The following is a 26,336-nucleotide window of genomic DNA, read 5'->3' as shown; positions in this document are numbered from 1 at the left end:
GCCCGCAAGAAGGCCGCGTCCATCTAGACAAATACTGGAGACACCATGACCACCCTGAACCAGGCGAGCCCGGCCTACGACGCCGACGTCGCCGCCCCCGTTCCGCGCCGCCGCTGGCTGCGCGTGATTCCGCCGCTCCTGATGGCGTGCATCATCTCGTACATGGACCGCGTGAACATCGCGTTCGCGATGCCCGGCGGGATGAACGCCGACCTCGGCATCGGCGCGAGCATGGCCGGCCTCGCGGGCGGCATCTTCTTCTTCGGCTACCTGTTCCTGCAGATTCCGGGCGGCCGGCTCGCGGCGCTCGGCGGCGGCAAGAAGTTCATCGCGTGGTCGCTCGTGAGCTGGGCCGTGCTGTCGGCGGTGACGGGGCTCGTCACCGAAGCGTGGCAACTGCTGGCGCTGCGCTTCCTGCTCGGCGTCGCCGAAGGCGGGATGCTGCCCGTCGTGCTGACGATGGTCAGCAACTGGTTTCCGGATCGCGAGCGCGGGCGCGCGAACGCGATGGTCATCATGTTCGTGCCGCTCGCCGGGATGATCACCGCGCCGCTGTCCGGCTACATCCTCGCGACCTACGACTGGCGTCACCTGTTCTACGGCGCGGGGCTGCTGTCGCTCGCGTTCCTCGCGATCTGGCTGCCGTTCGCGGACGACAGCCCGGAGACCGCGCGCTGGATCTCGCCGCGCGAGAAGGCGTACATCGCCGAGGCGCTCGCCGCCGAGCGCGAAGCCGCGCGCGGCGCGGAGCAGAAGACCGCGGCGTCGTTCGGCGCGCTGCTGCGCGACGGGACGATCTGGCGGCTCGTGCTGATCAACTTCTGCTACCAGGTCGGCATCTACGGCTATACGCTGTGGTTGCCCACGCTCCTGAAAAACCTCACCCATGGCGGGATGGCGCAGGTCGGGATGCTGGCGATCCTGCCGTACGTCGGCACGATGATCGGGATGAGCGCGACGTCGTATTTGTCGGACAAGACCGGCCGGCGGCGGCTGTTCATCGTGCTGCCGCTGCTCGGCTTCGCCGCCTGCCTGTTCCTGTCGGTGCGGTTCCAGGCGACGATGGCGGTGTCGTATGCATTCCTGATCGGCTGCGGCTTTTTCCTGCAGGCGGCGGCCGGCGTGTTCTGGGCGATTCCGCCGAAGCTGTGCAGTGTCGAGACGGCCGGCAGCGCACGCGGCCTGATCAACGCGCTAGGAAACCTCGGCGGGTTCTGCGGCCCGTATGCGGTCGGCGTGCTGACCCAGCACGTGAGCACGGCGGCCGGCGTGTACAGCCTCGCGGGCGCGCTCGCGGTGGCCGGGCTGCTGACGATCACGCTGCCCAGGCGCTGCGAGGCGTGACCGCGCGCGACACGGGTTTGACTTCGCTGCGGCGTGATCCACGCGCCGCGGCGGCAAGATCGAAGGACGGAGACTCACCATGAACGACATCCTGCTGCTGGTCCAGAAATGCGCGCATACCTTCAGCTTCTACGACCTCGAAACGCGGGCCGCGCTCAAGCACGTCGTGCTGCCGAACTTCCCGCATGAATTCACCGTCGACGCGAACCAACGCTACGCGTACGTCGGCATCTTCGGGATCGAGACCGCGTGGACGCGCGGCCACGAAGGCGACCACCGGATCGCCGAGATCGACCTCGTCGAGCGCACGCATACGCGCATGCTCGATCTGTGGCCGTACTACCGGCCGCACGGGATGGCGAGCGACCGCGAAGGCCGCCTGTACGCGATGAGCGAGGCGCACGACATGCTGCTCGTGTTCGACCGTCCGGCCGAGCAGGCGGTGCCGAACCTGGCGGTGCCGTCCGGCGGCGTGAAGACGCACCTCGTCACGCTGACGCGCGACGCGAGCCGCGCGTACGGCGTGCACCTGCTGTCGAACACGGTCACGCAGTTCCATCCGCGCGACGCGACGGTCGCGCCGCGCGCGGTGATGCCCGGGCCGCGCCCGGAGGGCAACGCGCTGTCGAGCGACGAGCGCACGCTGTACGTCGCGAACCGCGGCGACGACACGCTGGTCGCGATCGACACCGAAACGATGACCTGCGGCCGCCGCGTGAAGACGCGCAGCGATCCGAACCGCATCTATCGGGCGAGCGCACCGGACGGCCGCGACCTGCTGCTGCTGACCAATTCGGGCGAGCAGTCGATCTCGGTATTCGATGCGCAGCAGCTCGAGGAGATCGAGCGCGTGGCATTGCCCGCGAATCCGACCGCGCTGTCGTTCCATCCGTCGCGGCGCATGGCCTACGTGTCGTTCCAGGACGACTACGTGCGCGAGCTCGATCTCGATGCATGGCGTTTCGTCGGCGCGATGCCGACGCTGCGCGAACCGGATGCGTCGTATGTGCTCGCAGGCGCGCGCTGACATGAGCGCGCCGGACGGCATGCCTGATGCGCTCGTCGACGCGCATCACCACCTGTGGCGGCTCGATACGGGCGCGCACTATCCGTGGCTGCAGGATCGGTACGAGCCGTCGCGCTTCATCCTCGGCGACTACGCGGCGCTGTGCCGGAATTTCGACGTGAACGACTACCGGCGGGCGGCGGAATGCGCGCCGCTCGTCGCGAGCGTGCACGTCGAGGCCGAGCGCGCGCACGACGAGGCGCTGGCGGAGACGCGCTGGCTGCACGACGTCGCGGCCGCGCACGGGCTGCCGTCGGCGGTCGTCGCGTGGGTCGACCTGCTCGCCGACGACGCGGCGCAGCGGCTCGCCGAGCAGGCCGCATGGCCGCGGGTGCGCGGCGTGCGCTTCAAGCCGCGCACCGCGCCGGCGCAGGAGGCAACGGCCGACGGCCCCGGCACGTTGCGTGATCCGCGCTGGCCCGCCGCGCTTGAACGGCTCGCCGCGCACGGCCTATGCTGGGATCTGCGGGTGCCGTTCTGGCACCTCGGCGAAGCGGCCGCGACGCTCGCGGATGCGCCGGGCGTCGACGTGGTGCTCGAGCATGCGGGGCTGCCGTGGGACCGCTCGGACGCGGGGCTCGCGCGCTGGCGGCGCGGGATGGAAGCGCTGGCCGCGCTGCCGCGCGTGTCGGTGAAGCTGTCCGAATTCGGGTTGCGCGATGCCGAGTGGAACGACGCGCAGAACGGCCGGATCATCCGCGACGCGATCGCGATCTTCGGCTGGGAACGCTGCATGTTCGCGAGCAATTTCCCGGTGGCGGGGCTGCGGGTCACGTATCCCGCGTTGCTGCGCACCTTCGCGGACGCGATGACGCACCTCGACGACGCGGCGCGGCGCGCGATCTGGCATGACAACGCGATCCGGATCTACCGGATCGGCGTGGACCAACAGCGAAAGCAGGCAGGTGAATGATGCAGATCACTGGAGAGATGTTGATCGGCGCCGCGTCGGTGCGTGGCACGGCAGGGACGCTGCGCGCGTTCGATCCGGCGCGCGGCGTTGAACTGGAACCCGAGTACGGCGCGGGCGATGCGGCGGACGTGGAGCGGGCATGCCGGCTCGCGGCGGCCGCGTTCGATCCGTTTCGCGCGATGCCGCTCGACGTGCGCGCGCGTTTTCTGGACACGATCGCCGACCATCTCGTCGCGCTCGGCGACGCGCTGATCGCGCGTGCGCATCAGGAGTCGGCGCTGCCGGTCGCACGGCTCGAAGGCGAGCGCGCGCGCACGGTCGGCCAGCTCAGGCTGTTCGCGGCGCTGGTGCGCGACGGCCGCTGGCTCGACGCGACGCTCGATGCCGCGCTGCCGGATCGGCAGCCGCTGCCGCGTCCCGACCTGCGGCTGCAGAAGATTCCGGTCGGCCCGGTCGCGGTGTTCGGCGCGAGCAATTTCCCGCTCGCGTTCTCGGTGGCGGGCGGCGACACGGCGTCCGCGTTCGCGGCCGGCTGCCCGGTGGTCGTGAAGGCGCATCCGGCGCATCTCGGCACGTCGGAGCTCGTCGGGCGCGCGATCCGGCAGGCGGTCGCCGCGTGCGGCTTGCCGGAAGGCGTGTTCTCGCTCGTGATCGGCGCAGGCAACGCGATCGGCGAGGCGCTCGTCGCGCATCCGGCGATCAAGGCGGTCGGCTTCACCGGCTCGCGCGGCGGCGGGCTCGCATTGATGCACATCGCCGCGCAGCGGCGCGAGCCGATTCCGGTCTACGCGGAAATGAGCAGCATCAATCCGTGCTTCGTGCTGCCCGGCGCGCTCGCGGCGCGCGGCGGCGAAATCGCGCGCGGCTTCGTCGAGTCGCTGACGCTCGGTGTCGGCCAATTCTGCACGAATCCGGGGCTCGTGGTCGTGCTCGACGGGCCGCACGCGCCGGCGTTCATCGACGCGGCCGCGCAGGCGCTCGGCCGCAAGGGCGCGCAGACGATGCTGACGACGGGAATCGCGGATGCCTACGCGCGCGGCGTCGCGCAGCGCGCGGCGGCGGACGGCGTGAGCGCGGTCGCGCAAGGCGTGCAGACGGGTGCGCAAGCGGCCGCGGTGCCCGCGCTGTTCGCGACGACGCAGCCCGCATTCGTGTCGAACCCGCGGCTCGAGGACGAGATTTTCGGGCCGACGTCGCTGATCGTCACATGCCGCGACATCGACGAGATGATCGACCTCGCCGAGCATGTCGAAGGGCAACTGACCGCGACGCTGCATCTCGACCCGGACGACTACGCGCTCGCGCGCCGCCTGCTGCCGACGCTCGAGCGCAAGGCCGGGCGGATACTCGCGAACGGCTATCCGACCGGCGTCGAGGTCGCGCATGCGATGGTGCATGGCGGGCCGTTCCCGGCGACGTCGGATTCACGCACGACGTCGGTCGGCACGCTCGCGATCGAGCGCTTCCTGCGGCCGGTGTGCTATCAGGCGTTGCCGCCGGCGCTGCTGCCGGCGGCGTTGCAGGACGGCAATCCGCTCGGGGTGTGGCGGTTGCGCGACGGGCAGCTCGGCAAGGATTGAGCGGCGCGCGTCGCGCAGGCTCACCAGCGCGCCCGCTCCGCGAAGAACCCCGGCACGTTGACGACCCGTCCCGCGCGCCGCGCGGCCGCGTACACGTGGTGTCCGACCGCGAGGTCGAGGATGCCCATGCCGAACGGCGAATAGATCACTGGCCGCGCCGGATCGAAGCGGAGCGTGCCCCGGATCGCTTCGGCGATCGTCCCGGTGACGAAGCGGCGATGGCCGACCCGCTGTTCGGCGAGATGCGGCGACGTATCCGCCTGCAGGCAATGATCGATATCGTCGAGCACGTTGTCGGCCGCGAGGATGATGTCCGGCGCGAGATCGCGCAGCGAAATGTTCAGCACCACCGGCGCATGCGCGAACCAGCCGGGTTCGAGCACGTGCGGGCGCGCCGCGGTCGTCGCGAACACGACCACGTCGCTGCCGCGCACCAGCCTTTCGACGGACGACGCGGGCTCGGGCGCCGCGTGCGGGCCGACGTGATCCAGCAGGCGCTGCGCGTCGTCGATGCTGAGGTCGTACGCGGCGATGCTGGCCGGCGTGATGCCTTGCGCGAGGATCATGTCGACGATGTAGCGCGCGATGACGCCGCAGCCGACCACACCGATCCGCGGGTGCGGCGGCAGCCGTCCGGCGCCGAGCCGTTGCAGGCCAAGCACGGCCGACGCCGCGGTGCGCGCGGCGCTGATGATCGACGCTTCCATCACGCAGAGCGGATAGCCGGTGTCGCGCCGGTTGAGCACGAGCAGGGCCGACGCGCGCGGAATCGCGCGCTCGACGTTTTCGGGCCAGCTCGCGATCCATTTGATTCCCGCGAGTCCGGCCTCGGCGCCGAGGTCGGCGGGCAGCGCGATGATGCGGTCGCGCGGACGGTCCGCGAAGCGCAGGAAATGGCTCGGCGGATTGTGCGCGATGCCGTCGGCATGCGCGAGATACGCGTCGCGGACGATGTCCACCACCGCCGGAAACGACGCGGCGATGAGATCGCGCACCGTGTCGCCCGCGACGATCGAGAACGCGAACGGGTCGGCGCCGACGTCATCGCCCGCCGGCGTCGATGCGCGATCAAGCGTGAAGGTGTCAGCCATGGTGGCGCTCCCAGAGGAGAGGGGCATCGGAGATCGTCATGCGGCAGCGTTCGAGCAGGCCCGCGAAGCGGGCCTCGACCCAGCCGTTGTCGTAGATCGTGTCGACGTAGCGGTCGCCGAGATCGGGCGAGATCGCGACGATCACCGCGTCGGGCGGCATGCTTTCCGCCCGACGCGCGACCGCGCTGAGCACGGTGCCGGTCGAGCCGCCGACGAGCAGCCCCTGCGCGGCGAGCCGGCGGCACATCACGATGGTGTCCGCCTCCTCGATCATCTCGAGCGCGTCCATCTCGCAGTGGTCCGCGATCGGCGGCCGGCAGCTGGTGCCGAGCCCCGAGATGTAGCGCTTGCCCGACGGCATGCCGAAGGTCACCGAGCCGACCGAATCGACCGCGATGATGCGGGTCTGCGGCGAATGCTGGCGCGCGTAGCGCGAGAGGCCGCCGAGCGTGCCGGTCGTGCCCGCGCCGACGAACAGGAAATCGACGCGCGGAAAGGCCGAGAAGATTTCGGGGCCGGTAAAGCGCAGGTGCGCGCCCGCGTTGTCGGCGCTGGTGTACTGGTTGAGCCAGACGAGGCCCGGATCTTCTTCGAGCATCCGCCGGATGGTCGCGATGCGCGTGCCGAGGAAGCCGCCGTTCTGGTCGCGCTCCGTCACGACCACGACCTTCGCGCCGAACGCCAGCATCAGCTTGTGCGTCTGCGGCGACAGATTGGGATCGCAGACGCAGGTGAACCGGTAGCCGCGTTCGGCGGCGATCATGCTGAGCGCGAGCCCGAGGTTGCCCGACGAACTTTCGATGAAGCGCTGGCCGCGATGCGCATGCCCGCGCGCCTCGAACTGATCGAGCATGTGGCGCGCGGTCTTGGACTTGATCGAGCCCCCGGAAGTGAAGCCTTCTATTTTCAAGTGCACCACCCCTTTCGGGACGATGCCGCGGAGACGGATAAACGCGTCTCCGACCATCAGTTCGCTCGGCCTGTCGGCGTACATTCGATAACTCCCCAATAAGAGAATCGATTTGATGGGTGCGGGTGTGAATTTGCCGGTGAATTTCCGGTGGTTTGTCTCCGTATTTGCGGTTTTCGAATTTGCGGTGGTATTCGATTCGATTATTAATGTCGCGAATTTTCGGAGAAAATTAATCCGAAAAACGCAAGTGACGCGAATAGTACTATATGAAAGCAAAGAGTCAAGGAAATCGATGCGTGCCGACCGGAACCCCGCCGGTACTGCGATGCAGCATCATGTGCGCTGAAGGCGGGCACAAACCGGGGCATCGTTTCGAGTCGATCAACGATTATCGCTGAGGTTTTTTATTGGCCTGAATATGACATTTTCATGTGGTCCGATTTTTAAGTTAAATGGTTGCATAAAATAAATGGCGTACTATACATAAGCATCGAATTACGTGCGCCGACAAAGGAGGCGAAATCATGTCCGATGGGGAAGGCGATATGGGCGATAAAACCGGAAACCATCGTAGTCCGTCGCCGGACGGGGAGGCCGCGGTGCCCGGGCCGTACAACGGCAACGGCAAGGCAATGCCGGATTCGGTCGCGCATGGGGCGCATCCCGGCACGGGCGGGCCGGCTTCGTTCCACGATGCATTCGCGTTGTCGTACCGCAACCTGTACGACAAGCTGGCCGCCGCGTGGAACGCGGTCGAGATCCGCCAGGCGATCGCGGAAGCCGACCATGAGCTGCAGCGCCGGCTCGCGGTCCTGTCTTCGGCCGGCCAGGAGCTCGAGCGCTGCGAGGTGATGGTCCAGTACCTGCAAACCGTGCGTGAACTCGGCGCGCCCGAGCGGCAGATGGCGAAGATCGCGTTTGCCTATTCGCGCTACATCGACGAAGTGAGGGACATCTGGTCCCGTCCCGACATCCACAGCATCGAGCCCCATGAGCTCTCCGCGTTCGGCGAGAGCATTGCATGGGCGGGTTATTTCGCAAGCCTGCGGCCCTGAGCCATTCGACCGGGGCCGCTTCGCCGGAGCGGTGACTAAACGATGACAGACAATAAGGATTCCTCTTCTGAGGGCGGCGTGCGGCTGGCCGCGCTCACGACCGGGCAGCGTCAGGCGCTCGAACAGCGGTTGATCGGAAGGGAGGGCACGGAACTCGAGACGATCCCTCGCAGGGAGGGAGCGGACTCGGCGCCGCTGTCGTTCGCGCAGGAGCGGCTGTGGTTCTTCGACCAGCTGCATCCGAACGGCGCGTTGTACAACGTTCCGCTCGTGATGCGGCTGCACGCGCCGCTGCGCGCGCCGGTGCTGGAGCGGGCGCTGAACGAGATCGTGCGGCGTCACGAGACGCTGCGCACGCATTTCGAGGCGCAGGACGGCAAGCCGGTGCAGCGCATCGCGGGCGAGGCAACGGTGCCGTTCGTGATCAGCGATCTGCAGGGCCTGCCGGCGGGCGAGCGCGAGGCGGCGGCGCAGGCGATCGCGGCGGAAGAGGCGGCGCGGCCGTTCGACCTGGGGACGGCGCCGTTGCTGCGTGCGCGGCTGGTGCGGCTGGGCGAGGCGGATCACGTGATCCTGCTGACGCTGCATCACATCGTGTCGGACGGGTGGTCGATGCGGGTGCTGTACCGCGAGCTGGGGGCGCTGTACGCGGCGTTCGACGAGGGCCGGGCGTCGCCGCTGCGGCCGCTGGCGATCCAGTATGCGGACTTCGCGGTATGGCAGCGGGAGTGGCTGCAGGGCGAGACGCTGGCGTCGCAGCTCGGCTACTGGCGCGATCAGCTGGCCGGCGCGCCGGCGGTGCTGACGCTGCCGGCGGACCGTCCGCGGCCGGCGGTGCAGAGCTACCGCGGCGGGTTGCTGCCGTTCACGATCGACGCGGCGTCGACGTCGGCGCTGCGCGCGCTCGCGCAGGCCGAGGGCGGCACGCTGTTCATGGTGCTGCTCGGCGCCTTTGCCGTGCTGCTGGCACGGATCAGCGGCCAGCACGACGTCGTGGTCGGCACGCCGATCGCGAACCGCACGCGCGAAGAGCTGGAGGACCTGATCGGCTTCTTCGTGAATACGCTGGTGCTGCGCACGCGGATCGATGCGGGCGCATCGTTCCGCACATTGCTGGCGGGCGTGCGGGAAACGACGCTGGCCGCCTATGCGCATCAGGACCTGCCGTTCGAGCGTCTCGTCGAGGAGCTGCAGCCCGAGCGCAGCCTCGCGTACAACCCGCTGTTCCAGGTGCTGTTCGCGTTGCAGACCGACGGCGAGTCGAAGGCCGGGGCCGGCGCCGGCACGGCGCAGCCCCCCGATCCGGCGGCGCCGCGCAACGGGATGGCGCGCTTCGATCTGTCGCTCGCGATCACGGACCACGGCGCGGGGCTCGGCGCGGTGTTCGAGTTCAGCCGCGATCTGTTCGACGACGCGACCATCGGCAGCATGGCCGTGCAATTCCAGACCCTGCTCGCCGCGATCGTCAGGCAGCCGGACCTGCCGGTCCGGCGGCTGCCGCTGCTGTCCGCGGCCGAGCGGCATGCGCTGCTTCACGACTGGAACGGTCCGCGCCATCCGTATGCGCCCGATCTGCCGGTGACCGAACTGATCGCGCAGCTCGCCGCGGCGTTCCCCGATCATCCCGCGCTCGATGCGCCCGACGGCCGGTTCAGCTACCGGGAGCTGATGCGGCGCGCACAAGGCGTCGCGGTCGCGCTCGCCGCGCGCGGCATCGGCGCGGAAGACCGGGTCGGCGTCTGCATGCGGCCGTCCGCGGCGTTCGCGGTCGCGTTCCTCGGCGTGCTGCAGGCCGGCGCCGCGTATGTGCCGCTGGACCCCGCGCTGCCGTGCCGGCGTCTCGCGCACATCGCAACGGAAGCATCGCTGCGGATCGTGCTCGGCGATCCGCGCGACGGGCATGACTGGATTCCCGAGGGCATCGCGCTCGTCGACCCGGCGGACACGGCGGCCGTCGCCGGCGCATTCGCGTACCGGCCGCAGCCGCTGCCCGCGCAGTGCGCGTACGTGATTTTCACGTCCGGCTCGACCGGCGCGCCGAAGGGCGTCGCGGTCACGCACCAGGGGCTGGCGCGCGTCGTGTTCAACCAGCGTGCGCTGCTGAGGCTCACACCCGCCGATCGCGTGCTGTCCTTTGCTGCAATCGGCTTCGACGCGTCGATCTTCGAGATGCTGCTCGCATGGTCGGCCGGCGCCTGCCTGCATGTCGCGCCGGCCGATGCGCGCGCGCCCGGCGCGCCGCTCGCCGCGCTGCTGCGCGAGCGGCGCATCACGGCGGCCGTCCTGCCGCCCGCCGCGTGCGCGATCACGCCGGACGCGAACCTGCCGGAATTCGCGCTGCTGATGATGGCCGGCGAGGCGGTCGAGCCCGCGGTTGCCGCGCGCTGGGCCGCCGGGCGGCGCGTCCTCAACGGCTATGGTCCGAGCGAGACCGCGATCTGGGTGTCGACGGGCGGCTACGATCCGGCCACCGGGCGCATGCCGATCGGGCGGCCGTGCGTCAACACGCGGCTCTACGTGCTCGATCCGTACGGCGAGCCGGTGCCGCCGGGCGTCGCCGGCGAACTGACCATCGGCGGCGACGGGCTCGCGCGCGGCTATCTCGGCCGTCCCGACCTCACCGCCGAGCGTTTCGTGCCCGATCCGTTCTCCGGCGAGCCGGGCGCGCGGCTCTATCGGTCCGGCGATCTCGTGCGCCTGCGCGCGGACGGCACGCTCGATTTCCTCGGGCGCACCGACGAGCAGGTCAAGATTCGCGGATTCCGCATCGAGCTCGGCGAAATCGAGGCCGTGCTGAGCACCGCGCCGGGCGTCGGCGACGCGGCGGTCGTCGCGCACGGCGAGGGCGCGGAGCGGCGGCTCGACGCGCATCTCGCGTCCGCCGATCCGGCGCTCGACGTCGAAGCGGTGCGGCACTACCTGCGCGAACGCCTGCCCGGCTACATGGTGCCGTCGGCGTTCTACGCGCATGCCGCGCTGCCGCTCACGCCGAACGGCAAGGTCGACCGCGCGGCGCTCGCGGCCGCGCCGGCCCCGGTCCCGGACGTCCCCGAGGAGGCGCTGCCGCGCACCGCGACCGAGGCGGCCGTCGCGGCGATCTGGGCCGAACTGCTGGAGACCGCCCGCATCGACATCCAGCGCAGCTTCTTCGAGATCGGCGGGCATTCGCTGCTGGCGACGCAGCTCGTGTCGCGGCTGCGCGACCGCTTCGGCCTTGAACTGCCATTGCGCACGGTCTTCGAAACGCCGACCGTCGCGGGTCTCGCGGCGATCGTCGACCGCACGCTGTCAGCCGCGCCGCGCGGCGCGGCGGGCGGGCCGGAACTGGACGACCTGCTGCGCGTGCTGGCGGCGACCGGCGACGCCCGCGCGGCGGACGACGCGATCGATGCGGCGCTGCGCCGGCAGCCGGCCGGCGGTGCGGCGCCGGCCGCCGTCGATGCGGCCACGCTCGACGGCATGACGGCGGCGGACAAGCGCGCGCTGCTCGCGCGCCTGCTGGCCGGCCCGGCGCCGGCCGAGGTCCGCACGGCGCCGCTGTCGTTCGCGCAGGAGCGGCTGTGGTTCTTCGACCAGCTGCATCCGAACGCCGCGCTGTACAACGTTCCGCTCGTGACGCGGCTGCGCGCGCCGCTGCGTGCGCCGGTGCTGGAGCGGGCGCTGAACGAGATCGTGCGGCGTCACGAGACGCTGCGCACGCATTTCGAGGCGCAGGACGGCAAGCCGGTGCAGCGCATCGCGGGCGAGGCAACGGTGCCGTTCGTGATCAGCGATCTGCAGGGCCTGCCGGCGGGCGAGCGCGAGGCGGCGGCGCAGGCGATCGCGGCGGAAGAGGCGGCGCGGCCGTTCGACCTGGGGACGGCGCCGCTGCTGCGGGCACGGCTGGTGCGGCTGGGCGAGGCGGATCACGTGATCCTGCTGACGCTGCATCACATCGTGTCGGACGGTTGGTCGATGCGGGTGCTGTACCGCGAGCTGGGGGCGCTGTACGCGGCGTTCGACGAGGGCCGGGCGTCGCCGCTGCGGCCGCTGGCGATCCAGTATGCGGACTTCGCGGTATGGCAGCGGGAGTGGCTGCAGGGCGAGACGCTGGCGTCGCAGCTCGGTTACTGGCGCGATCAGCTGGCCGGCGCGCCGGCGGTGCTGACGCTGCCGTCGGACCGCCCGAGGCCGGCGGTGCAGAGCTACCGCGGCGGGCTGCTGCCGTTCACGATCGACGCGGCGTCGACGTCGGCGCTGCGCGCGCTCGCGCAGGCCGAGGGCGGCACGCTGTTCATGGCGGTCACCGCGGCGGTGAAGCTGTTCCTCAGCCGCTACAGCGGCCAGCACGACATCGTGGTCGGCACGCCGATCGCGAACCGCACCCGCGCCGAGTTCGAGGACCTGATCGGCTTCTTCGTGAATACGCTGGTGCTGCGCACGCGGATCGATGCGGGCGCATCGTTCCGCACGCTGCTGGCGTGCGTGCGGGAAACGACGCTGGCCGCCTACGCGCATCAGGACCTGCCGTTCGAGCGCCTCGTCGAGGAGCTGCAGCCCGAGCGCACGCTCGGCCACAACCCGCTGTTCCAGGTGATGCTGCTGTTCCAGGCGGCCACCGGCGCCGCGAAGGGGCAGCCTGCGGCCGACGCCGCAGCCGACGTCGCGCCGCCCGAGGTGCTGACGGGCACGGCCAAGTTCGACCTTACCTTCGCGCTCGCGGAAGCCGGCGATACGCTGTCCGGCGTGATCGAATACGCGAGCGACCTGTTCGACCCGGCGACCGTCGCGACGATGGCCGCTCACTTCGCGAACCTGATCCGCGCGATCGCCGCCGAGCCGGATGCGCCGGTCGACGGCCTCGACCTGATCGGCGCGGACGAGCGCGCGCGGTTGCTGACGGGGCTCGCCGAGCCGGCCGCGCCGCTCGAGGCCGGCCCGACCATCGATGCGCTCGTCGCGCGGCAGGCCGCCGGCACGCCCGATGCGCCGGCCCTCGAATTCGCGGACGCGACGCTCGGCTACGGCGAGCTCGAGACGCGCGCGAACCGGCTGGCCCGGCTGCTGCGCGCACGCGGCGTCGGGGTCGACACGCGCGTCGGGCTGTGGCTCGACCGCTCGGCCGCGCTGGTCGTCGCGATGCTCGCGGTGTGGAAGGCCGGCGGCGCGTTCGTCGCGCTCGATACGCGCAATCCGCCCGAGCGGCTCGCGTCGATGCTCGCCGACGCGAACGTCGAGCTCGTGATCGCCGCCGGCGGCCGCGAGGTTCCGCCGATGCCGGGCGTCACGCTGCTCGACCTCGACGAGCAGGCCGCGGCGATCGCGATGCGCTCGGCGCAGCCGCTGAAGCAGCGCAACGCGCCCGGGCAGCTCGCGCAGATCATCTTCACGTCCGGCTCGACCGGCAAGCCCAAGGGCGTGATGATCGAGCACCGCCAGCTGCTGTGGCTGCTCGACGCGATGCGGCCGGCCCGGATAGCGGCCGACGACCGCGTCGCGCAAAGCTCCAGTCCCGCCTTCGACGTGATGGCGTTCGAGTGCTGGGGCGCGCTGACCGCGGGCGCGTGCCTCGTCGGCATCGGGCGCGATGAACTGCTGATTCCGGACCAGTTCGCCGCGACGCTCGCCGACCGGCGGATCAGCGTGCTGTACCAGACCGCGGCGCTGTTCGGCCAGACCGTCGCGCATCGCCCCGACGCCTATCTCGGCGCGCGGCTGTTGCTGGTCGGCGGCGACCGGGTGGACGCGGCGAAGGTGCGCGCCGCGATGCAGGCGTCGCAGATTCCGGTCTTCATGCACACCTACGGCCCGACCGAGACCACGGTGTTCTGTTCGATCCAGACGCTGGCTGCGCCGCCGGCCGAAGGCGAGCCGTTGTCGATCGCGCCCGCGCTGCCGCATGCGACGCTGTACGTCGTCGATCATGCGGGCCGGCTCGCGCCGACTGGCACGGTGGGCGAGGTCCTGATCGGCGGCGCATGCGTGGCCCGCGGCTACGTCGGGCGGCCGGACCTGACGGCCGAGCGTTTCATCCCCGATCCGTTCGGCGGCGAGCCGGGCGCGCGGCTCTATCGCAGCGGGGATCTCGCGCGGCTGCGCGCCGACGGCACGCTCGAATTCCTGGGCCGCGCCGACGGGCAGGTGAAGATCCGCGGCTACCGGATCGAGCCGAGCGAGGTGGACGAGGCGCTGCGCGCGCACCCGGCGGTGCGGACCACGGTGACGGTCTGCCGCGGCGATGCCGTCGACCGCCAGCTGGTCGCCTACGTGGTCGCGGCCGATCCGGCCGCGCCGCCGGACGACGACACGCTGCGCCGTCATTGCAAGCAGCGGCTGCCGGAATACATGGTGCCCGCGCATTTCGTGGCGATCGATGCGATTCCTGTCAACGCCAACGGCAAGCTCGATCGCGCGGCGCTCCCCGCGCCCGGCGGGCGGGCGGCGACCGGCGGCGGCGCGGGCGAGCCGCCGCGCGGCGACACGGAGCGCGCGGTGGCGGCCATCTGGGGCAGGATCCTGGGCATCGAGCGGATCGCGCGCACGGATCACTTCTTCGACATCGGCGGCCATTCGCTGCTGGCGACGCAGGTGATTTCGCGGCTGCGCGACGAGCTGGGCGCGGAGATGCCGCTGCGGACGATCTTCGAGATGCCGACGCTCGCCGACCTGGCGCGCGCGGTCGACGAGCTCCGTGCGAACGGCGCGCCGCCCGCGTCCGGCCCCGAGCTGGTCAGCGTGCCGCGCGCGATCTATCGCGCGCGCCGTTCCGCCGCGACGCGGAGTGACGCGCAATGAGCCCGCTCGACACGGCCGTGCCGCAGGAACCCGACGCCGCCGAACAGGACGTGTTCGTCTTTCCGCTGTCGTTCGCGCAGGAGCGGCTGTGGTTTCTCGAACAGCTGCAGCCGGGGCAGGCGATCTACAACATGTACGACATCGTGCCGTGGCGCGGCGCGCTCGCCCAGGATGCGCTCGAGCGCGCGCTGGCGGCGCTGCTCGCGCGGCACGAGACGCTGCGCACGCATTTCGACGTCGAGGACGGCCACCCGGTGCAGATCGTCGAGCCGGCCGTCGCGCTGCCGCTCGCGCTGACCGACCTGTCCGCGTTGCCCGCGGGCGAGCGCGCGGCGGCCGCGCAGCAGCTCGCGATCGACGAGGCGGCGCGCCCGTTCGATCTCGGCGCGGCGCCGCTGCTGCGCCTGCGCGTGATCCGGCTCGCGCCCGACGAGCACCTGCTCGTGCTGACCATCCATCACATCATCTCCGACGGCTGGTCGATGCGCGTGCTGCACCGCGAGTTCAGCTCGCTGTACACGGCCTTCGCCGCGGGCCTGCCGGCGCCGTTCGCGCCGCTGCCGATCCAGTACGCGGACTTCGTGATCTGGCAGCGCGACTGGCTCGCCGGCGACGTGCTCGACCAGCAGCTCGCGTTCTGGCGGACGCAGCTCGACGGCGCGCCGTCGGCGCCGCTGGACCTGCCGTGCGCGCGGCCGCGCCCGGCGGTGCCGAGCTATCGCGGCGCGCTGCACAATTTCTCGCTCGACGCGGCGACGACGCGCTCGGTGCGCGCGTTCGCGCAGCGCGAAGGCGCGACGCCCTTCATGGTGCTGCTGGCGGCGTTCAAGCTGCTGCTCGCGCGCTACAGCGGGCAGCACGACGTCGTCGTCGGCACGCCGATCGCGAACCGGACCCGCGTCGAGCTGGAGGGGCTGATCGGCTTCTTTGCCAACACGCTCGTGCTGCGCAGCCAGGTCGACGACGCGCGCGGCTTCCGCGACCTGCTCGCGGCGGTGCGCGAGACGACGCTTGCCGCCTACGCGCATCAGGACCTGCCGTTCGAGCGGCTCGTCGAGGCGGTGCGGCCGCAGCGCGCGCTGAACCACAACCCGCTGTTCCAGGTGATGTTCGTGCTGAACGCGTTCGCCGATCCCGGCAGCCAGCCGGCGGACGACGGGCGCGACTATCGCGAGGTCGGCATCGGCACGGCCAAGTTCGATCTGCATCTGTCGATGATCGAGGTGGGCGGCCGGCTGCGCGGGATCGTCGAATACGCGACCGACCTGTTCGACGCGCCGACGATCGAGCGGCTCGCGCGCCACTTCACGACGCTGCTCGGCGCCGCGCTCGCGGCGCCGGAGCAGGCGGTTGGCAGCCTGCCGCTGATGGACGAACGCGAGCGCGACGCGGTGCTGGCCGCCGCCGCGTCGCCGTGGGCGGCCGCGGAGGCGCCGCCGCTCGTGCATCGGCGCGTCGAGGCACAGGCCGCGCGCACGCCTGACGCGATCGCGCTGCGGCAGGGCGGACGCACGCTGACCTACGGCGAGCTGGAGAGTCGCGCCGAGCGCCTCGCGCATGTGTTGGCGGCGCGCGGCGCGGGCCCGGACGTGCCGGTCGGCATCTATATCGGCCGCTCGATCGAGCAGCTGGTGGCGGTGCTCGCGGTGCTGAAGGCGGGCGCCTGCTACGTGCCGCTCGATCCCGTCTACCCGGAGCAGCGGCTCGCGGCGATCTGCGCGGATGCGCGGCTCGCGGCCGTGATCACGGCCGGCGCGACGCCGCCTTTCGCCGCGCCCGCGCTCGTGCCGGTGGACGCGGACGCGCCGCCGTCGCGCCCGGCGCTCGCCGCCGCGCAACGCGACGCGCTCGCGTACCTGCTCTACACGTCGGGCTCGACCGGACGCCCGAAGGGCGTGGCGATGCCGCACGGCCCGCTCGCGAACCTGGTCGCGTGGCAGCACGACACCGCGCCCGCGCCCGCGCGCGTGCTGCAGTTCACGTCGCTCAACTTCGACGTGTCGGCGCAGGAGATCTTCACGACGCTCTGCGCGGGCGCGACGCTCGTGCTCGCGAGCGAGGAGGAGCGGCGCGATCCGGCGGCGCTGCTGCGCCGCCTCGCGGCCGACCGCATCGAGCGGATCTTCGCGCCGGCCGCGGCGCTCCAGGCGCTGGCCGCGACGGCGGCCGACGATCCGCAGGCACCCGCGCTCGCGCTGCGCGAGATCGTCACCGCCGGGGAGCAGCTGCAGGTGTCGCCGCAGCTCGCGGCGTTCGTGCGCCGCCATCGCGTCGCGACGCTGCGCAACCAGTACGGCCCGACGGAAACCCACGTCGCGTCCGAGTGGACGCTCGACGGCGCGCCGGATGCGTGGCCGGAGCTGCCGCCGATCGGCCGCGCGATCGCGGGCGCGCGGCTCTATCTGCTCGACCGGCACGGCGCGCTGGTGCCCGACGGGCTGCCCGGCGAGCTGCACATCGGCGGCTGCCTGCCCGCGCGCGGCTATCTGGGTCAGCCGGACCAGACCGCGGCGAGCTTCGTGCCCGATCCGTTCTCGCCGGCGCCGGGCGCGCGGATGTACCGCACCGGCGACCTCGCGCGCCGGCGTGGCGACGCCGCGCTCGAGTTTCTCGGCCGGCGCGACCGGCAGATCAAGGTGCGGGGCGTGCGGGTCGAGCCGGGCGAAGTGGAAGCCGTGCTGCGCGAAGCGCCGGGCCTGCGCGAGGCGGTGGTGGTCGACGGGCCGGACCCCGCGGGCGGCCGCCGCCTGATCGCGTACGTCATCGCCGCGCGCGGCAACGACGTCGCGTTCGACGTGGGCGCGCTGCGGCGTCATTGCCGCACGCGGCTGCCCGAGTCGATGGTGCCGGCGCTGTTCGTGCCGGTCGACGCGATGCCGCTCACGCCGAGCGGCAAGATCGACCGCGCGGCGCTGCCGGCCCCCGAGCCCGCGGCGGGAGCGGCGCAGCCGGATGCGCGTCCGGGCACCCCCCTCGAGGCCGCGCTGGCGGCGATCTGGAGCGAGGTGCTCAAGGTCGAGCGGATCGGCCTGCACGACAACTTCTTCGAACTGGGCGGCCATTCGCTGCTCGCGACCCGGGTCGCCGCCCGGATCCGCGCGCGGCTCGGCGTCGAATTGCCGTTGCGCCTGCTGTTCGAGGCGCCGACCGTCGCCGAGCTGGCCGTCGCGATCATCGACGCCGAGCTGGCGCGTGCGACGCCCGCCGAACTCGGCGAACTGCTCGGCGAGACGGCCGGGCCCGACACTCAAGGAGATTGCTGATGACACGGGACGACGACGAAGATCCGACGCGCTACCTGGTCGTGGTCAACGACGAGCAGCAATATTCGCTGTGGCCGGCGCACGCGGCCATGCCGCCCGGGTGGAACGGGACCGGCTTCGAAGGCGACCGGGCCGCCTGCCTCGCGCACATCCGCGAGGTGTGGACCGACATGCGGCCGCTGTCGCTGCGCCGCGCGCTGGGGGGAGGCTGATCATGGCCGGAACCGCATCGCCGTTGCGGATCGCGCTGCTCGCGTCGGACGACGCGCACCACCGCTATCTCGCCGCCGAGCTGCATCGCCGCTTCGGACTCGCCGCGCTGGTGGTCGAGCCGTCCCGCTGCCAGCACCAGCGGCTGTGGCGCCGCAAGCGCTGGATCGACTGGGCGGCGCTCGCGTATCACCGCTGGCGCCGGGCGCTGGTCGGGCTGAACGCGTACCGCCGCGCGTACTTCGCGCTCGCGCCCGACGCGCCCGAATGGCCGGTGCCGCCGAGCCTGACGGTCGACTGGATCAATCGCGGCGAAGTCGTCGAGCTGCTGGAGGCGACCGCGCCCGACGTGACCGTGGTGATCTGCACGAGCATCCTGTCGCGCCGCACGCTGGCCGCGGCGGGCACGACGGTCAACATCCACGGCGGATTCCTGCCGTGGTACCGCGGCAATCACTGCTTCTTCTTCGCGCTCTACGACCGCGCGTTCGACCGGATCGGCTCGACGATCCACTTCGTCGACAGCGGGGTCGATACCGGCGACATCATCGCGCAGGTGACGCCGCCGCTGTATCCGGACGACACCGCCGAAAGGCTCTACTGCCGCGCGGAGAAGGCGGCCATCCACCGGCTCGTCGAGCTGCTCGACGGGCTGCGCGCGGGCGTGCCGCTGCCGCGCACGCCGCAGCCGCCGGTGGGGCGGCAGTACCGCAACCGCGACCGCAACCTGTTCCATGACCTGCGGCTGTTCTTCCGGCGCAAGCGCGGGCGGCTCGGGATTCCGGCGGCCGGCGTTCCGGCGGCCGGCACTCCGGCGGCCGGTGCGCCGGCCCGCGCGGCGGCGGGCGACGCGCGGCGCGTGACCGGCGATGTGACGCAGACCTGACGGAGGGCAACGATGAGCCAAGTCCATGTGCTCTATACGGGCGGCACGATCGGCTGCGACGGCACGCCGCTCGCGCCGATGCCGGGGCTGCAGTTCCAGGCCCTGATCGAATCGATGCCGGGGCTCGCAGGCGGGCAGGTGGCCGGCTATCCGGGGCTCGGCTACACGGTGGCGTGGTTCGACACGCCGCTCGACAGCTCGAACATGACGCCGTCCGACTGGATCACGATCGCGCAATCGCTCATCGCGGTCTACGACGACTACGACGGCTTCGTCGTGCTGCACGGCACCGACACGATGGCGTTCAGCGCGGCCGCGATGTCGTTCCTGCTGCCGGGCCTCTCGAAGCCCGTCGTGTTCACCGGCTCGCAGGTGCCGCTCGCGATGACCCTCAACGACGCGCTGACCAACCTGGTCGGCGCGATCGTGCTCGCCGGCACGACGCGCATTCCGGAGAGCCTGCTGTACTTCGATTCGCTGCTGCTGCGCGGCAACCGGTCGGTGAAGGTCAACGCGAACCAGTTCGCGGCGTTCTCGTCGCCGAATTTCCCGCCGCTGGCGACCGTGGCCGCGCAGATCTCGATCAATACGGCGCTGCTGCTGCCGCAGCCGGACTGGAGCACGTCGCTCGACAATCCCGCGAACCTCGCGGCCGCGCAGGCGCGGCTGGCGAGCCAGGCGCAGGCGGTGCACAGCTTCGCGGCGATCATCATGACGCTGTACCCGGGCATCGGCGCGTCGGTCGCGAACGCGATGATCAACCGCAGCGACCCCGCGGTGAAGGGCGTCGTGATCGAGGCGTTCGGCGAGGGCAACGGCCCGTCGGCCGCCGACTTCCTGCAGGTGCTGTCGAACGCGAACGAAGCGGGCGTCGGGCTGATGGACAACACGCAGGTGCTGGCCGGCTCGGTCAACATCGACGCGTACGAGACCGGCTCGGGGCTCGCGCAGGCCGGCGCGATCAGCGCGTACGACATGGTGCCCGAAGCATCCCTCGCCAAGCTCGTCTGTCTGATCAGCGTCGGCATGGCGCCCGCCGACATCCGCAAGACGATGCAGCAGAGCCTGGCGGGAGAAATCACGCCGCCCGAGACCGCGGCAGTGAAAACGCGGCCCGTCCACTGAGCCGGGACGGCGCTTCACTCAACCCAAGGAGGCAGACGATGTTGATGAAACCTTATGCACGCTACCGGCTGAGCGGGATGACTCACGAGGACGATCCGCGCTACGCGGTGCTCGCCCCGGGAATGGAAGCCGCCGCCGGCCAGCAGATCGCACCGCACTACGTGACCGTGCCGGGCGGCAGGCGGGTGCCGCAATACGCGCCCACCGTGGTCGGCACGTCGATCGCCTACGATCCGGCGGCCAACTGCGACGGAAGCTTCATGTCCTACAAGTTCCAGGTGAACAACAACTGCTACAACTACTCGGCGAACATCGCGTCGAACTCGTTCGCGCAGCCGGGGCGGATGCACGGCTACTTCCTCACGTCGCCGCCGACGGGGCCCGACGTGGTCAAGGGCGCGCAGCTCGACGGGCTCGTCAACCTGGGCTCGTCGACGCAGGCGGACCTGGTCCAGCACGTGCGCGCGCAGGGCGGCGTCGGGCATTACGTCGCGCTGCTGATTTCGCCGGGCGATCCGTCGGTCGGCTGGCCGGGCGACTACCACTGGGTGCGCTGCGACTCGACGTCGCAACTCGATTCGTGGTCGCAGAAGGACGGCGGCGACCAGGTGACGAACTTCGACTTCGCGGGCCAGCCGATCTCGTGGCCGCCCACCGCCGACTGGACGGTGAACCAGGGGCCGCTGATCCAGGGCAATCCGAACGACATCGTCATCGCGTACACGTTCTACTGCTTCATGTACGTGCCCGCCACCGGCGTGGCGATCATCTGAGCGCTCCCGCACGGGCGCCGCGCATCCGCCGGGTGCGCGGCGCCTGCTGCCGACGGGCGGGCGAAGCGTCGAAACCGGACAGCGTCGAAACGGGCCTAGAATCGCAGGTGCTGCATCAGCCAACCTTCCGATTCCCGAGGACCCGCATGATCACGCTTCGACCGATGACCGCCGACGATTTCGCCCGCTTCTGGCCGACCTACCGCGCGGTGGTTGCTGCGCAGGAAACCTACGCATTCGACCCCGCGCCGACCGAGGACGCCGCGCGCGCGCTGTGGCTCGACGCGCCGCTGTGCACCTGGGTCGCGGAAGAGGACGGCGTGCTGCTCGGCTCGTACTACCTGAAGGCGAACGCGGCGGGGCCGGGCAGCCACGTCTGCAACTGCGGCTACATGGTGAGCGAAGCGGCGCGCGGTCGCGGCGTCGCGCGCCGGATGTGCGAACACTCGCAGGAGGTCGCGCGCGAACGCGGCTTCCTCGCGATGCAGTTCAATTCGGTGGTGTCGACCAATGAAGTCGCGGTCGCGCTGTGGCAGACGCTCGGGTTCGAGATCGTCGGCCGCCTGCCGCGCGCGTATCGCCACGCGCGGCTCGGGCTGGTCGACAGCCTCGTGATGTTCAAGTGGCTGGGGGAACGCGCGTAAGTCCGCGCCGCGCCGGCGTCACACGGCGAAGTCGCCGTCGAACACGATCCGGTCGTCGAATGCCAGCGTGCCCTTCGCGAAGATCAGGTCGAGATGGTGGTGGTGGCTGCCCTGCGCCGCCGCCGAGGCCGAGGTGCAGGCCCGGATGCCGCTCCTCGAAACCGGCGTTGCGGCCGTACAGGCCCTTGATGCCGAGATTCGTGCCGATGCCGAATTCCTCGACCCGGCGGTGATTCTCGTGCCGGTCCAGGCAGGACGCGAAATCGCGCCGGAAGTCCGGATGCTCGCTGTCGAAATCGACGATCGTGCTGTCCTCGACATGCAGCGTCGCGAGCCGCTCCACGACCTTGTACTTGACCGCGAACGGCACGGTGTCGAGGAAGGTGCCGCTGAACACGATCGAGCCGCGCAGGTCGGTCACGTGCGTCGCGATCTCGCCGGGCGCGGTGGTTTCGAGGCAGAGGGTCGTCGCGTCGAGCGACGCGGGCAGCGTGGAAAACGCGCGCAACGCGATGTCGCGATTGCGCGCGTCGTAGGCGACCAGCAGCTTTCCCTGGCCTGCGCGCGCGAGCTTGTCGCGCAGCGCGGGATGAAAGCCGAGCGCGCGGCGTCGGCTTGCGGATGAATCAATACGCCATGTGAATCAGCGGAAACGGCCTGCCGGCGGAATCCGTCGCCGAGCGTCCGACGTCCCGGAAACCGTAGCGGCGATAGAACGCATGCGCGCGCGGGTTCTGCTCGTTGACGTCGACCGTCAGGCTCGCATGCTTCGCGCGGACGTGATCGAGCAGGCGCGTGCCGATGCGCTGGCCGAACCGCTCGGGATCGACGAACAGCATCTCGACCTGCGCGTCGTTCACGCCGATGAAGCCGGCGACGCGGCCGTCGTCGGCTTCGGCGACCCATATCGCGACGCTCGGCAGGTAGAGATCGCGAACCTGCGGGTAGAGCTCGGCGATGTCCTGTTCGGTGAGGAAAGCGTGCGTGGCCTGCACGGCGCGGTGCCAGATGTCCAGCAGCGCGGGATTGTCTTCGGGGGTACGGTCTCGGATCGTCATCGTTGTTGTCGTGAGGGTGGACGTCGCGCATTCTAACCGGCCGCCATGCTCACACCGTCACGACGATCTTCCCGACCTGCGCGCCCGCTTCCATGTACCGGTGCGCGTCGGCGATGGCCTCGAACGCGAACGTGCGATCGATCGACGGCTTCAGCGCGCCGGCCGCGAGGCCTTCCGTGATGAAGCGCTTCGCGCGTTCGAGCCTCTCGGCGTCGCCGGTGATCTCGAACAGCTCGTAGCCGCGCAGTGTCAGGTGGCGGGCGAGCAGGTCCATCACGGGCACCACGAGGTCGCGCGTGTCGAGCGCGCCGTACTGGAAGAACGTGCCGTGCGGGCGCAGCGCGCGCAACGGGTGCGCCGCATCGGGCCCGCCGACCGGATCGAACGCGATGCGCGCGCCGTCGCCGCCCGTCACGCGCAACACTTCCTGCGTCAGTTCGGGCCCGCTGCCGGCGATCACGTGCGCCGCGCCGGCATCGACGAGCGCCTGGCGCTTGCGTTCGCTGCGGGTCAGCGCGATCGGCACCGCGCCGATATGGTTCGCGATCTGGATCGCCGCCTGTCCGACGCTGCTCGACGCCGCGCCGATGAGCACGGCCTCGCCGCGCTGCAACTGGCCGAGCTCGATCAACGCGCCATAGGCCGTCACGTACATCATCCACGTCGCGGCCGCTTCCTCGAACGAGAGGCTGGCCGGGTGCCGCACGACCGCGCGCGCCGGCACGTTGACCCGCTCGCCGTACATCCCGTACTCGGCGAAGGAGAACGCCGGCACGACGCTCACCGCGTCGCCTTCGGCGAAACCCGTCACGCCGGGGCCGACCGCCGCCACGACGCCCGACGCCTCGTAGCCGAGCGTCGCGGGGAAGCGCGGCTCGATCGTGTAGCTGCCGGTGCGGTACATCACTTCCGCGCGATTGAGGCCGATGGCCTTCACGCGGAGCTGGACTTCGCCGGCGCCGGGGGCGCGCACCTCGACGTCGTCGATCTGCAGCACGTCGGGGCCGCCAGTGCGATGAAAACGAATGACACGGGACATGGATCTCTCCTTCGTTGAACGGTCGGAACGCTGGGCGGCAGCACGGCTGCGCGGTTTCGCGTTTGACGAAGAAGAACTGTAGGGCGCGGATCGCGCGGGATAAACGCGCGATCGAATGACTGATTGTTATTCGACGATTAACAATCGATCAGGCCGGATACCGGCGCGCGAACAGCTCGGCGAGCCAGTCGACGAACACGCGCACCTTGTCCGGCAGGTGCGCGCGGTTCGGGTACAGCACCGACACCGGCTTCGGCACGCTCGCGATGCCGGGCAGCACCTCGATCAGCTGGCCGGCGTCGATATAGGGCTGCAATGCGGGCCGCAACGCCTGCACGATCCCGAGGCCGGCGAGGCCGCACGACAGCAGCGCTTCCGAATTGTTGGTCAGGATGCCGCTCGCCAGCTTCAGCGTGACGACGTCGCCCGCCGGGCGGAATGCCCATTCCAGTACCTTGCGATTGCGTCCGGTGAAGAAGTTGACCGCCCGATGCGCGCGCAGGTCGTCGAGCGTGCGCGGCAGGCCGTGACTCGACACATAGGCGGGGGACGCGCACGTGACCATCGGGACCGCGCCCACCGTGCGCGCGATCATGCTCGAATCCTTCAGCGCGCCGACCCGGACGACGCAGTCGATGCCTTCGCCGATCAGGTCGGCCGGCTGGTCGCTCGCGCCGAGCACCACGTCGATTTGCGGATAGCGCTGCTGGAATTCCGCGAGCGCCGGGATCACGACCGACTTCGCGAGCGCGACCGCGATGTCGAGCCGCAGCCGCCCCTTCGGCGCGCTGCATTGCCGCGGGAACGACGCGAACGCATCGTCGACGCTCGCGAGCAGCTGAACGCAGCGCGCGTGGAACGTCTCGCCCTCGGCGGTCATGCTGACGCGACGCGTGCTGCGGTTGAGCAGCCGGATGCCGAGCTCCCGCTCGAGCTGCTGCACGGCCTTCGTGACGGCCGGGCGGTGCAGCTGGAGCGCGTCGGCGGCCTGCGTGAAGCTGCCGCGCTCGACGATCTGCACGTAGATCTGCATCGCTTGCAGACGATCCATTGGCGCTCCCGAATTCCGTGGCGAACGGCCATCTTCGCATACGCGCGGATGCAGGCGCGACGCTCAGTTCACCGGATGCAGATCCTGCAGCAAGGTCGGCACCAGCTCCGACACCGTCGGATGAATGTGCATCGCGCGGCTGATCGTCGTGTACGGCGCGTTCGCGGCCATCACGTCGAGCAGCGCATGCACGACTTCGTCGCCTGTCACGCCGAGAATCGACGCGCCCAGGATCGCGTGGCTGTCCGCGTCGACGATCACCTTCATGAAGCCCTGGCTCTCGCCTTTCTCGACCGCGCGCCCGACGCGCGTCATCGGCCGCGTGCCGACCAGCAGCCGGCGTCCCGTCTGCATCGCGTCGGCTTGCGTCATCCCGACGCGGCCGAGCGGCGGGTCGATGAACAACGCGTACGCGGCAATGCGGTCCGACACCTTGCGCGGATCGTTGTCGAGCAGGTTGGCCGCGACGATCTCGTAGTCGTTGTAGGACGTATGCGTGAACGCGCCGCGGCCGTTGCAGTCGCCCAGCGCCCAGATCCCGGGCACGTTCGTGCGCAACTGCTCGTCGACCGTGATGTAGCCGTGCGCGTCGGTCTCGACGCCGGCGTGCGCCAGCCCGAGATCGTCGGTGTTCGGCACGCGTCCGACGGCGAGCAGCAGATGCGAGCCCGCGACCTCGCGCGCGCCGGACGCGCAATCGAGCCCGACGACGACGCGGTTCCCGTCGCGCCGCGCGCTCAGGCAGTTCGCGTCGAGCTGCACGTCGATGCCTTCGGCTTCGAGGATCTCCCGCACCGCGTGCGACACGTCCTCGTCCTCGCGCCGGATCAGGCGCGGGCCTTTCTCGACGATCGTCACGCGCGAGCCGAAGCGCCGGTACATCTGGCCGAATTCGAGCCCGACGTAGCTGCCGCCGACGACGATCAGGTGCTCCGGCAGGAAATCGACGTCCATCATCGTCGAGTTGGTGAGATAGGACACCTGGTCGAGGCCGGGCATCGGCGGCACCAGCGCGCGCCCGCCGACGTTGACGAAGATCCGCTCCGCCTCCAGCAGCGCGTCGCCGACACGCACCGTGCGGGCGCTCTCGAAGCGCGCGTGGCCCTGCAGCACCGTCACGCGTTCCAGCCCGCGCACCCACTGCTCGACGCCCTGGCTGGAGCGCGCGGAGATCTGGTCCTTGCGCGCCTTCACCCGCGGCATGTCGACCGTGACCGGTCCGCCGACCGTCACGCCGTATTCGCCGGCCCGCCGCGCGAGATGCGCGGCATACGCGCTCGCGATCAGCGTCTTGGTGGGGATGCAGCCGGTGTTCACGCAGGTGCCGCCGAACCGGCCCCGCTCGACGATGGCGACGCGCATGCCCGCGCCGGACAGCCGGGCGGCGAGCGGCGGGCCGGCCTGCCCGGTGCCGACGATGATCGCGTCGAAGTGCTGGGTCATGGCGTTCTCCTTCGCTGCTGCGGGGTGGGGCGGGCATTGCGTGCGCAACGCGCGCCGACGGGGCCGCGTGCGCGACCCGGGCGTCCGCCTATGGTAGACCTGCCGGCG

At 70.8% G+C, this 26,336-nt stretch carries 18 protein-coding genes and 1 pseudogene; 12 read left to right on the top strand and 7 right to left on the bottom strand.

Translation table 11 applies throughout. The features are described from left to right. Window positions 1-45: 45 nt before the first annotated feature. The 4 genes from ACFIMZ_RS31825 (at window position 46) to ACFIMZ_RS31810 (ending at window position 4,903) form a co-directional block, all read left to right on the top strand. Window positions 46-1,344: an MFS transporter gene (locus ACFIMZ_RS31825; RefSeq protein ID WP_431823406.1), complete on the top strand. Its 1,299-nt coding sequence runs from the start codon at window positions 46-48 to the stop codon at window positions 1,342-1,344. Window positions 1,345-1,423: 79 nt separating this feature from the next. After that, on the top strand, window positions 1,424-2,371 hold the full coding sequence (locus ACFIMZ_RS31820) for a YncE family protein (protein ID WP_431823405.1): 948 nt from the start codon (window positions 1,424-1,426) through the stop codon (window positions 2,369-2,371). Continuing rightward, window positions 2,349-3,323 (top strand): amidohydrolase family protein, encoded by a 975-nt coding sequence (locus ACFIMZ_RS31815; RefSeq protein WP_431823404.1) that lies wholly within the window; start codon window positions 2,349-2,351, stop codon window positions 3,321-3,323. The genes ACFIMZ_RS31820 and ACFIMZ_RS31815 overlap by 23 nt, the downstream gene beginning before the upstream one ends. Beyond that, complete coding sequence (locus tag ACFIMZ_RS31810) at window positions 3,323-4,903, top strand: aldehyde dehydrogenase (NADP(+)) (RefSeq protein WP_431825417.1); 1,581 nt, start codon at window positions 3,323-3,325, stop codon at window positions 4,901-4,903. The genes ACFIMZ_RS31815 and ACFIMZ_RS31810 overlap by 1 nt, the downstream gene beginning before the upstream one ends. Before the next feature lie 20 nt (window positions 4,904-4,923). On the opposite strand, the gene sbnB is transcribed toward ACFIMZ_RS31810, so the two are convergent. Together sbnB and sbnA are read right to left on the bottom strand one after the other, a co-directional pair. Beyond that, on the bottom strand, window positions 4,924-5,994 hold the full coding sequence (gene sbnB, locus ACFIMZ_RS31805) for a 2,3-diaminopropionate biosynthesis protein SbnB (protein WP_431823403.1): 1,071 nt from the start codon (window positions 5,992-5,994) through the stop codon (window positions 4,924-4,926). Then, window positions 5,987-6,961, bottom strand: a complete 975-nt coding sequence (sbnA, locus tag ACFIMZ_RS31800) for a 2,3-diaminopropionate biosynthesis protein SbnA (RefSeq protein ID WP_431825416.1) — start codon at window positions 6,959-6,961, stop codon at window positions 5,987-5,989. The genes sbnB and sbnA overlap by 8 nt, the downstream gene beginning before the upstream one ends. A 470-nt stretch (window positions 6,962-7,431) precedes the next feature. Between sbnA and ACFIMZ_RS31795 the strand changes: the two genes are divergently transcribed. From ACFIMZ_RS31795 to ACFIMZ_RS31760, 8 genes are all read left to right on the top strand, one after another. Next, window positions 7,432-7,962, top strand: a complete 531-nt coding sequence (locus tag ACFIMZ_RS31795) for a hypothetical protein (protein WP_431823402.1) — start codon at window positions 7,432-7,434, stop codon at window positions 7,960-7,962. 42 nt (window positions 7,963-8,004) lie between these two features. Further along, on the top strand, window positions 8,005-14,736 hold the full coding sequence (locus ACFIMZ_RS31790; protein ID WP_431823401.1) for an amino acid adenylation domain-containing protein: 6,732 nt from the start codon (window positions 8,005-8,007) through the stop codon (window positions 14,734-14,736). Beyond that, complete coding sequence (locus tag ACFIMZ_RS31785; protein WP_431823400.1) at window positions 14,733-17,999, top strand: amino acid adenylation domain-containing protein; 3,267 nt, start codon at window positions 14,733-14,735, stop codon at window positions 17,997-17,999. Before ACFIMZ_RS31790 ends, ACFIMZ_RS31785 begins: the two co-directional genes overlap by 4 nt. Further along, window positions 17,999-18,211 (top strand): MbtH family protein, encoded by a 213-nt coding sequence (locus ACFIMZ_RS31780; protein WP_431823399.1) that lies wholly within the window; start codon window positions 17,999-18,001, stop codon window positions 18,209-18,211. The genes ACFIMZ_RS31785 and ACFIMZ_RS31780 overlap by 1 nt, the downstream gene beginning before the upstream one ends. A 2-nt stretch (window positions 18,212-18,213) precedes the next feature. Beyond that, window positions 18,214-19,095, top strand: coding sequence for a formyl transferase (locus ACFIMZ_RS31775; RefSeq protein ID WP_431823398.1), 882 nt, complete (start codon window positions 18,214-18,216; stop codon window positions 19,093-19,095). Between the two features lie 12 nt (window positions 19,096-19,107). Beyond that, window positions 19,108-20,220, top strand: a complete 1,113-nt coding sequence (locus ACFIMZ_RS31770; protein WP_431823397.1) for an asparaginase domain-containing protein — start codon at window positions 19,108-19,110, stop codon at window positions 20,218-20,220. 38 nt (window positions 20,221-20,258) lie between these two features. Then, window positions 20,259-20,993 (top strand): hypothetical protein, encoded by a 735-nt coding sequence (locus ACFIMZ_RS31765; protein ID WP_431823396.1) that lies wholly within the window; start codon window positions 20,259-20,261, stop codon window positions 20,991-20,993. Window positions 20,994-21,139: 146 nt separating this feature from the next. Then, window positions 21,140-21,637 carry an N-acetyltransferase family protein gene (locus ACFIMZ_RS31760; RefSeq protein WP_431823395.1) on the top strand — a complete coding sequence of 166 codons (498 nt, stop codon included), beginning with the start codon at window positions 21,140-21,142 and terminating at the stop codon, window positions 21,635-21,637. An 18-nt stretch (window positions 21,638-21,655) separates the two neighbouring features. On the opposite strand, the pseudogene ACFIMZ_RS31755 reads toward ACFIMZ_RS31760, so the two are convergent. From ACFIMZ_RS31755 to ACFIMZ_RS31735, 5 genes and pseudogenes are all read right to left on the bottom strand, one after another. Then, window positions 21,656-22,268, bottom strand: a pseudogene (locus ACFIMZ_RS31755) (hypothetical protein). After that, a complete protein-coding gene (locus ACFIMZ_RS31750) occupies window positions 22,264-22,695 on the bottom strand; it encodes an acetyltransferase (protein ID WP_431823394.1) in 432 nt (143 codons plus the stop codon). Before ACFIMZ_RS31750 ends, ACFIMZ_RS31755 begins: the two are co-directional and overlap by 5 nt. A 49-nt stretch (window positions 22,696-22,744) precedes the next feature. After that, window positions 22,745-23,734, bottom strand: coding sequence for a zinc-dependent alcohol dehydrogenase family protein (locus ACFIMZ_RS31745; protein WP_431823393.1), 990 nt, complete (start codon window positions 23,732-23,734; stop codon window positions 22,745-22,747). A gap of 148 nt (window positions 23,735-23,882) precedes the next feature. Further along, the gene (locus ACFIMZ_RS31740) at window positions 23,883-24,785 is read right to left on the bottom strand and encodes a LysR substrate-binding domain-containing protein (protein ID WP_431823392.1); all 903 of its coding nucleotides are present in this window, start codon (window positions 24,783-24,785) and stop codon (window positions 23,883-23,885) included. Between the two features lie 63 nt (window positions 24,786-24,848). Further along, window positions 24,849-26,228, bottom strand: a complete 1,380-nt coding sequence (locus tag ACFIMZ_RS31735; RefSeq protein ID WP_431823391.1) for an FAD-containing oxidoreductase — start codon at window positions 26,226-26,228, stop codon at window positions 24,849-24,851. Window positions 26,229-26,336: the final 108 nt, after the last annotated feature.

Origin of the sequence: Burkholderia sp. F1 (genome assembly GCF_050813845.1) — a bacterium.
In the GTDB taxonomy this organism is placed as follows: Bacteria; Pseudomonadota; Gammaproteobacteria; order Burkholderiales; family Burkholderiaceae; genus Burkholderia; species Burkholderia ubonensis.
Note: the sequence above shows the minus strand (reverse complement) of the source record. Positions and strands in the feature narration are given on the sequence as shown.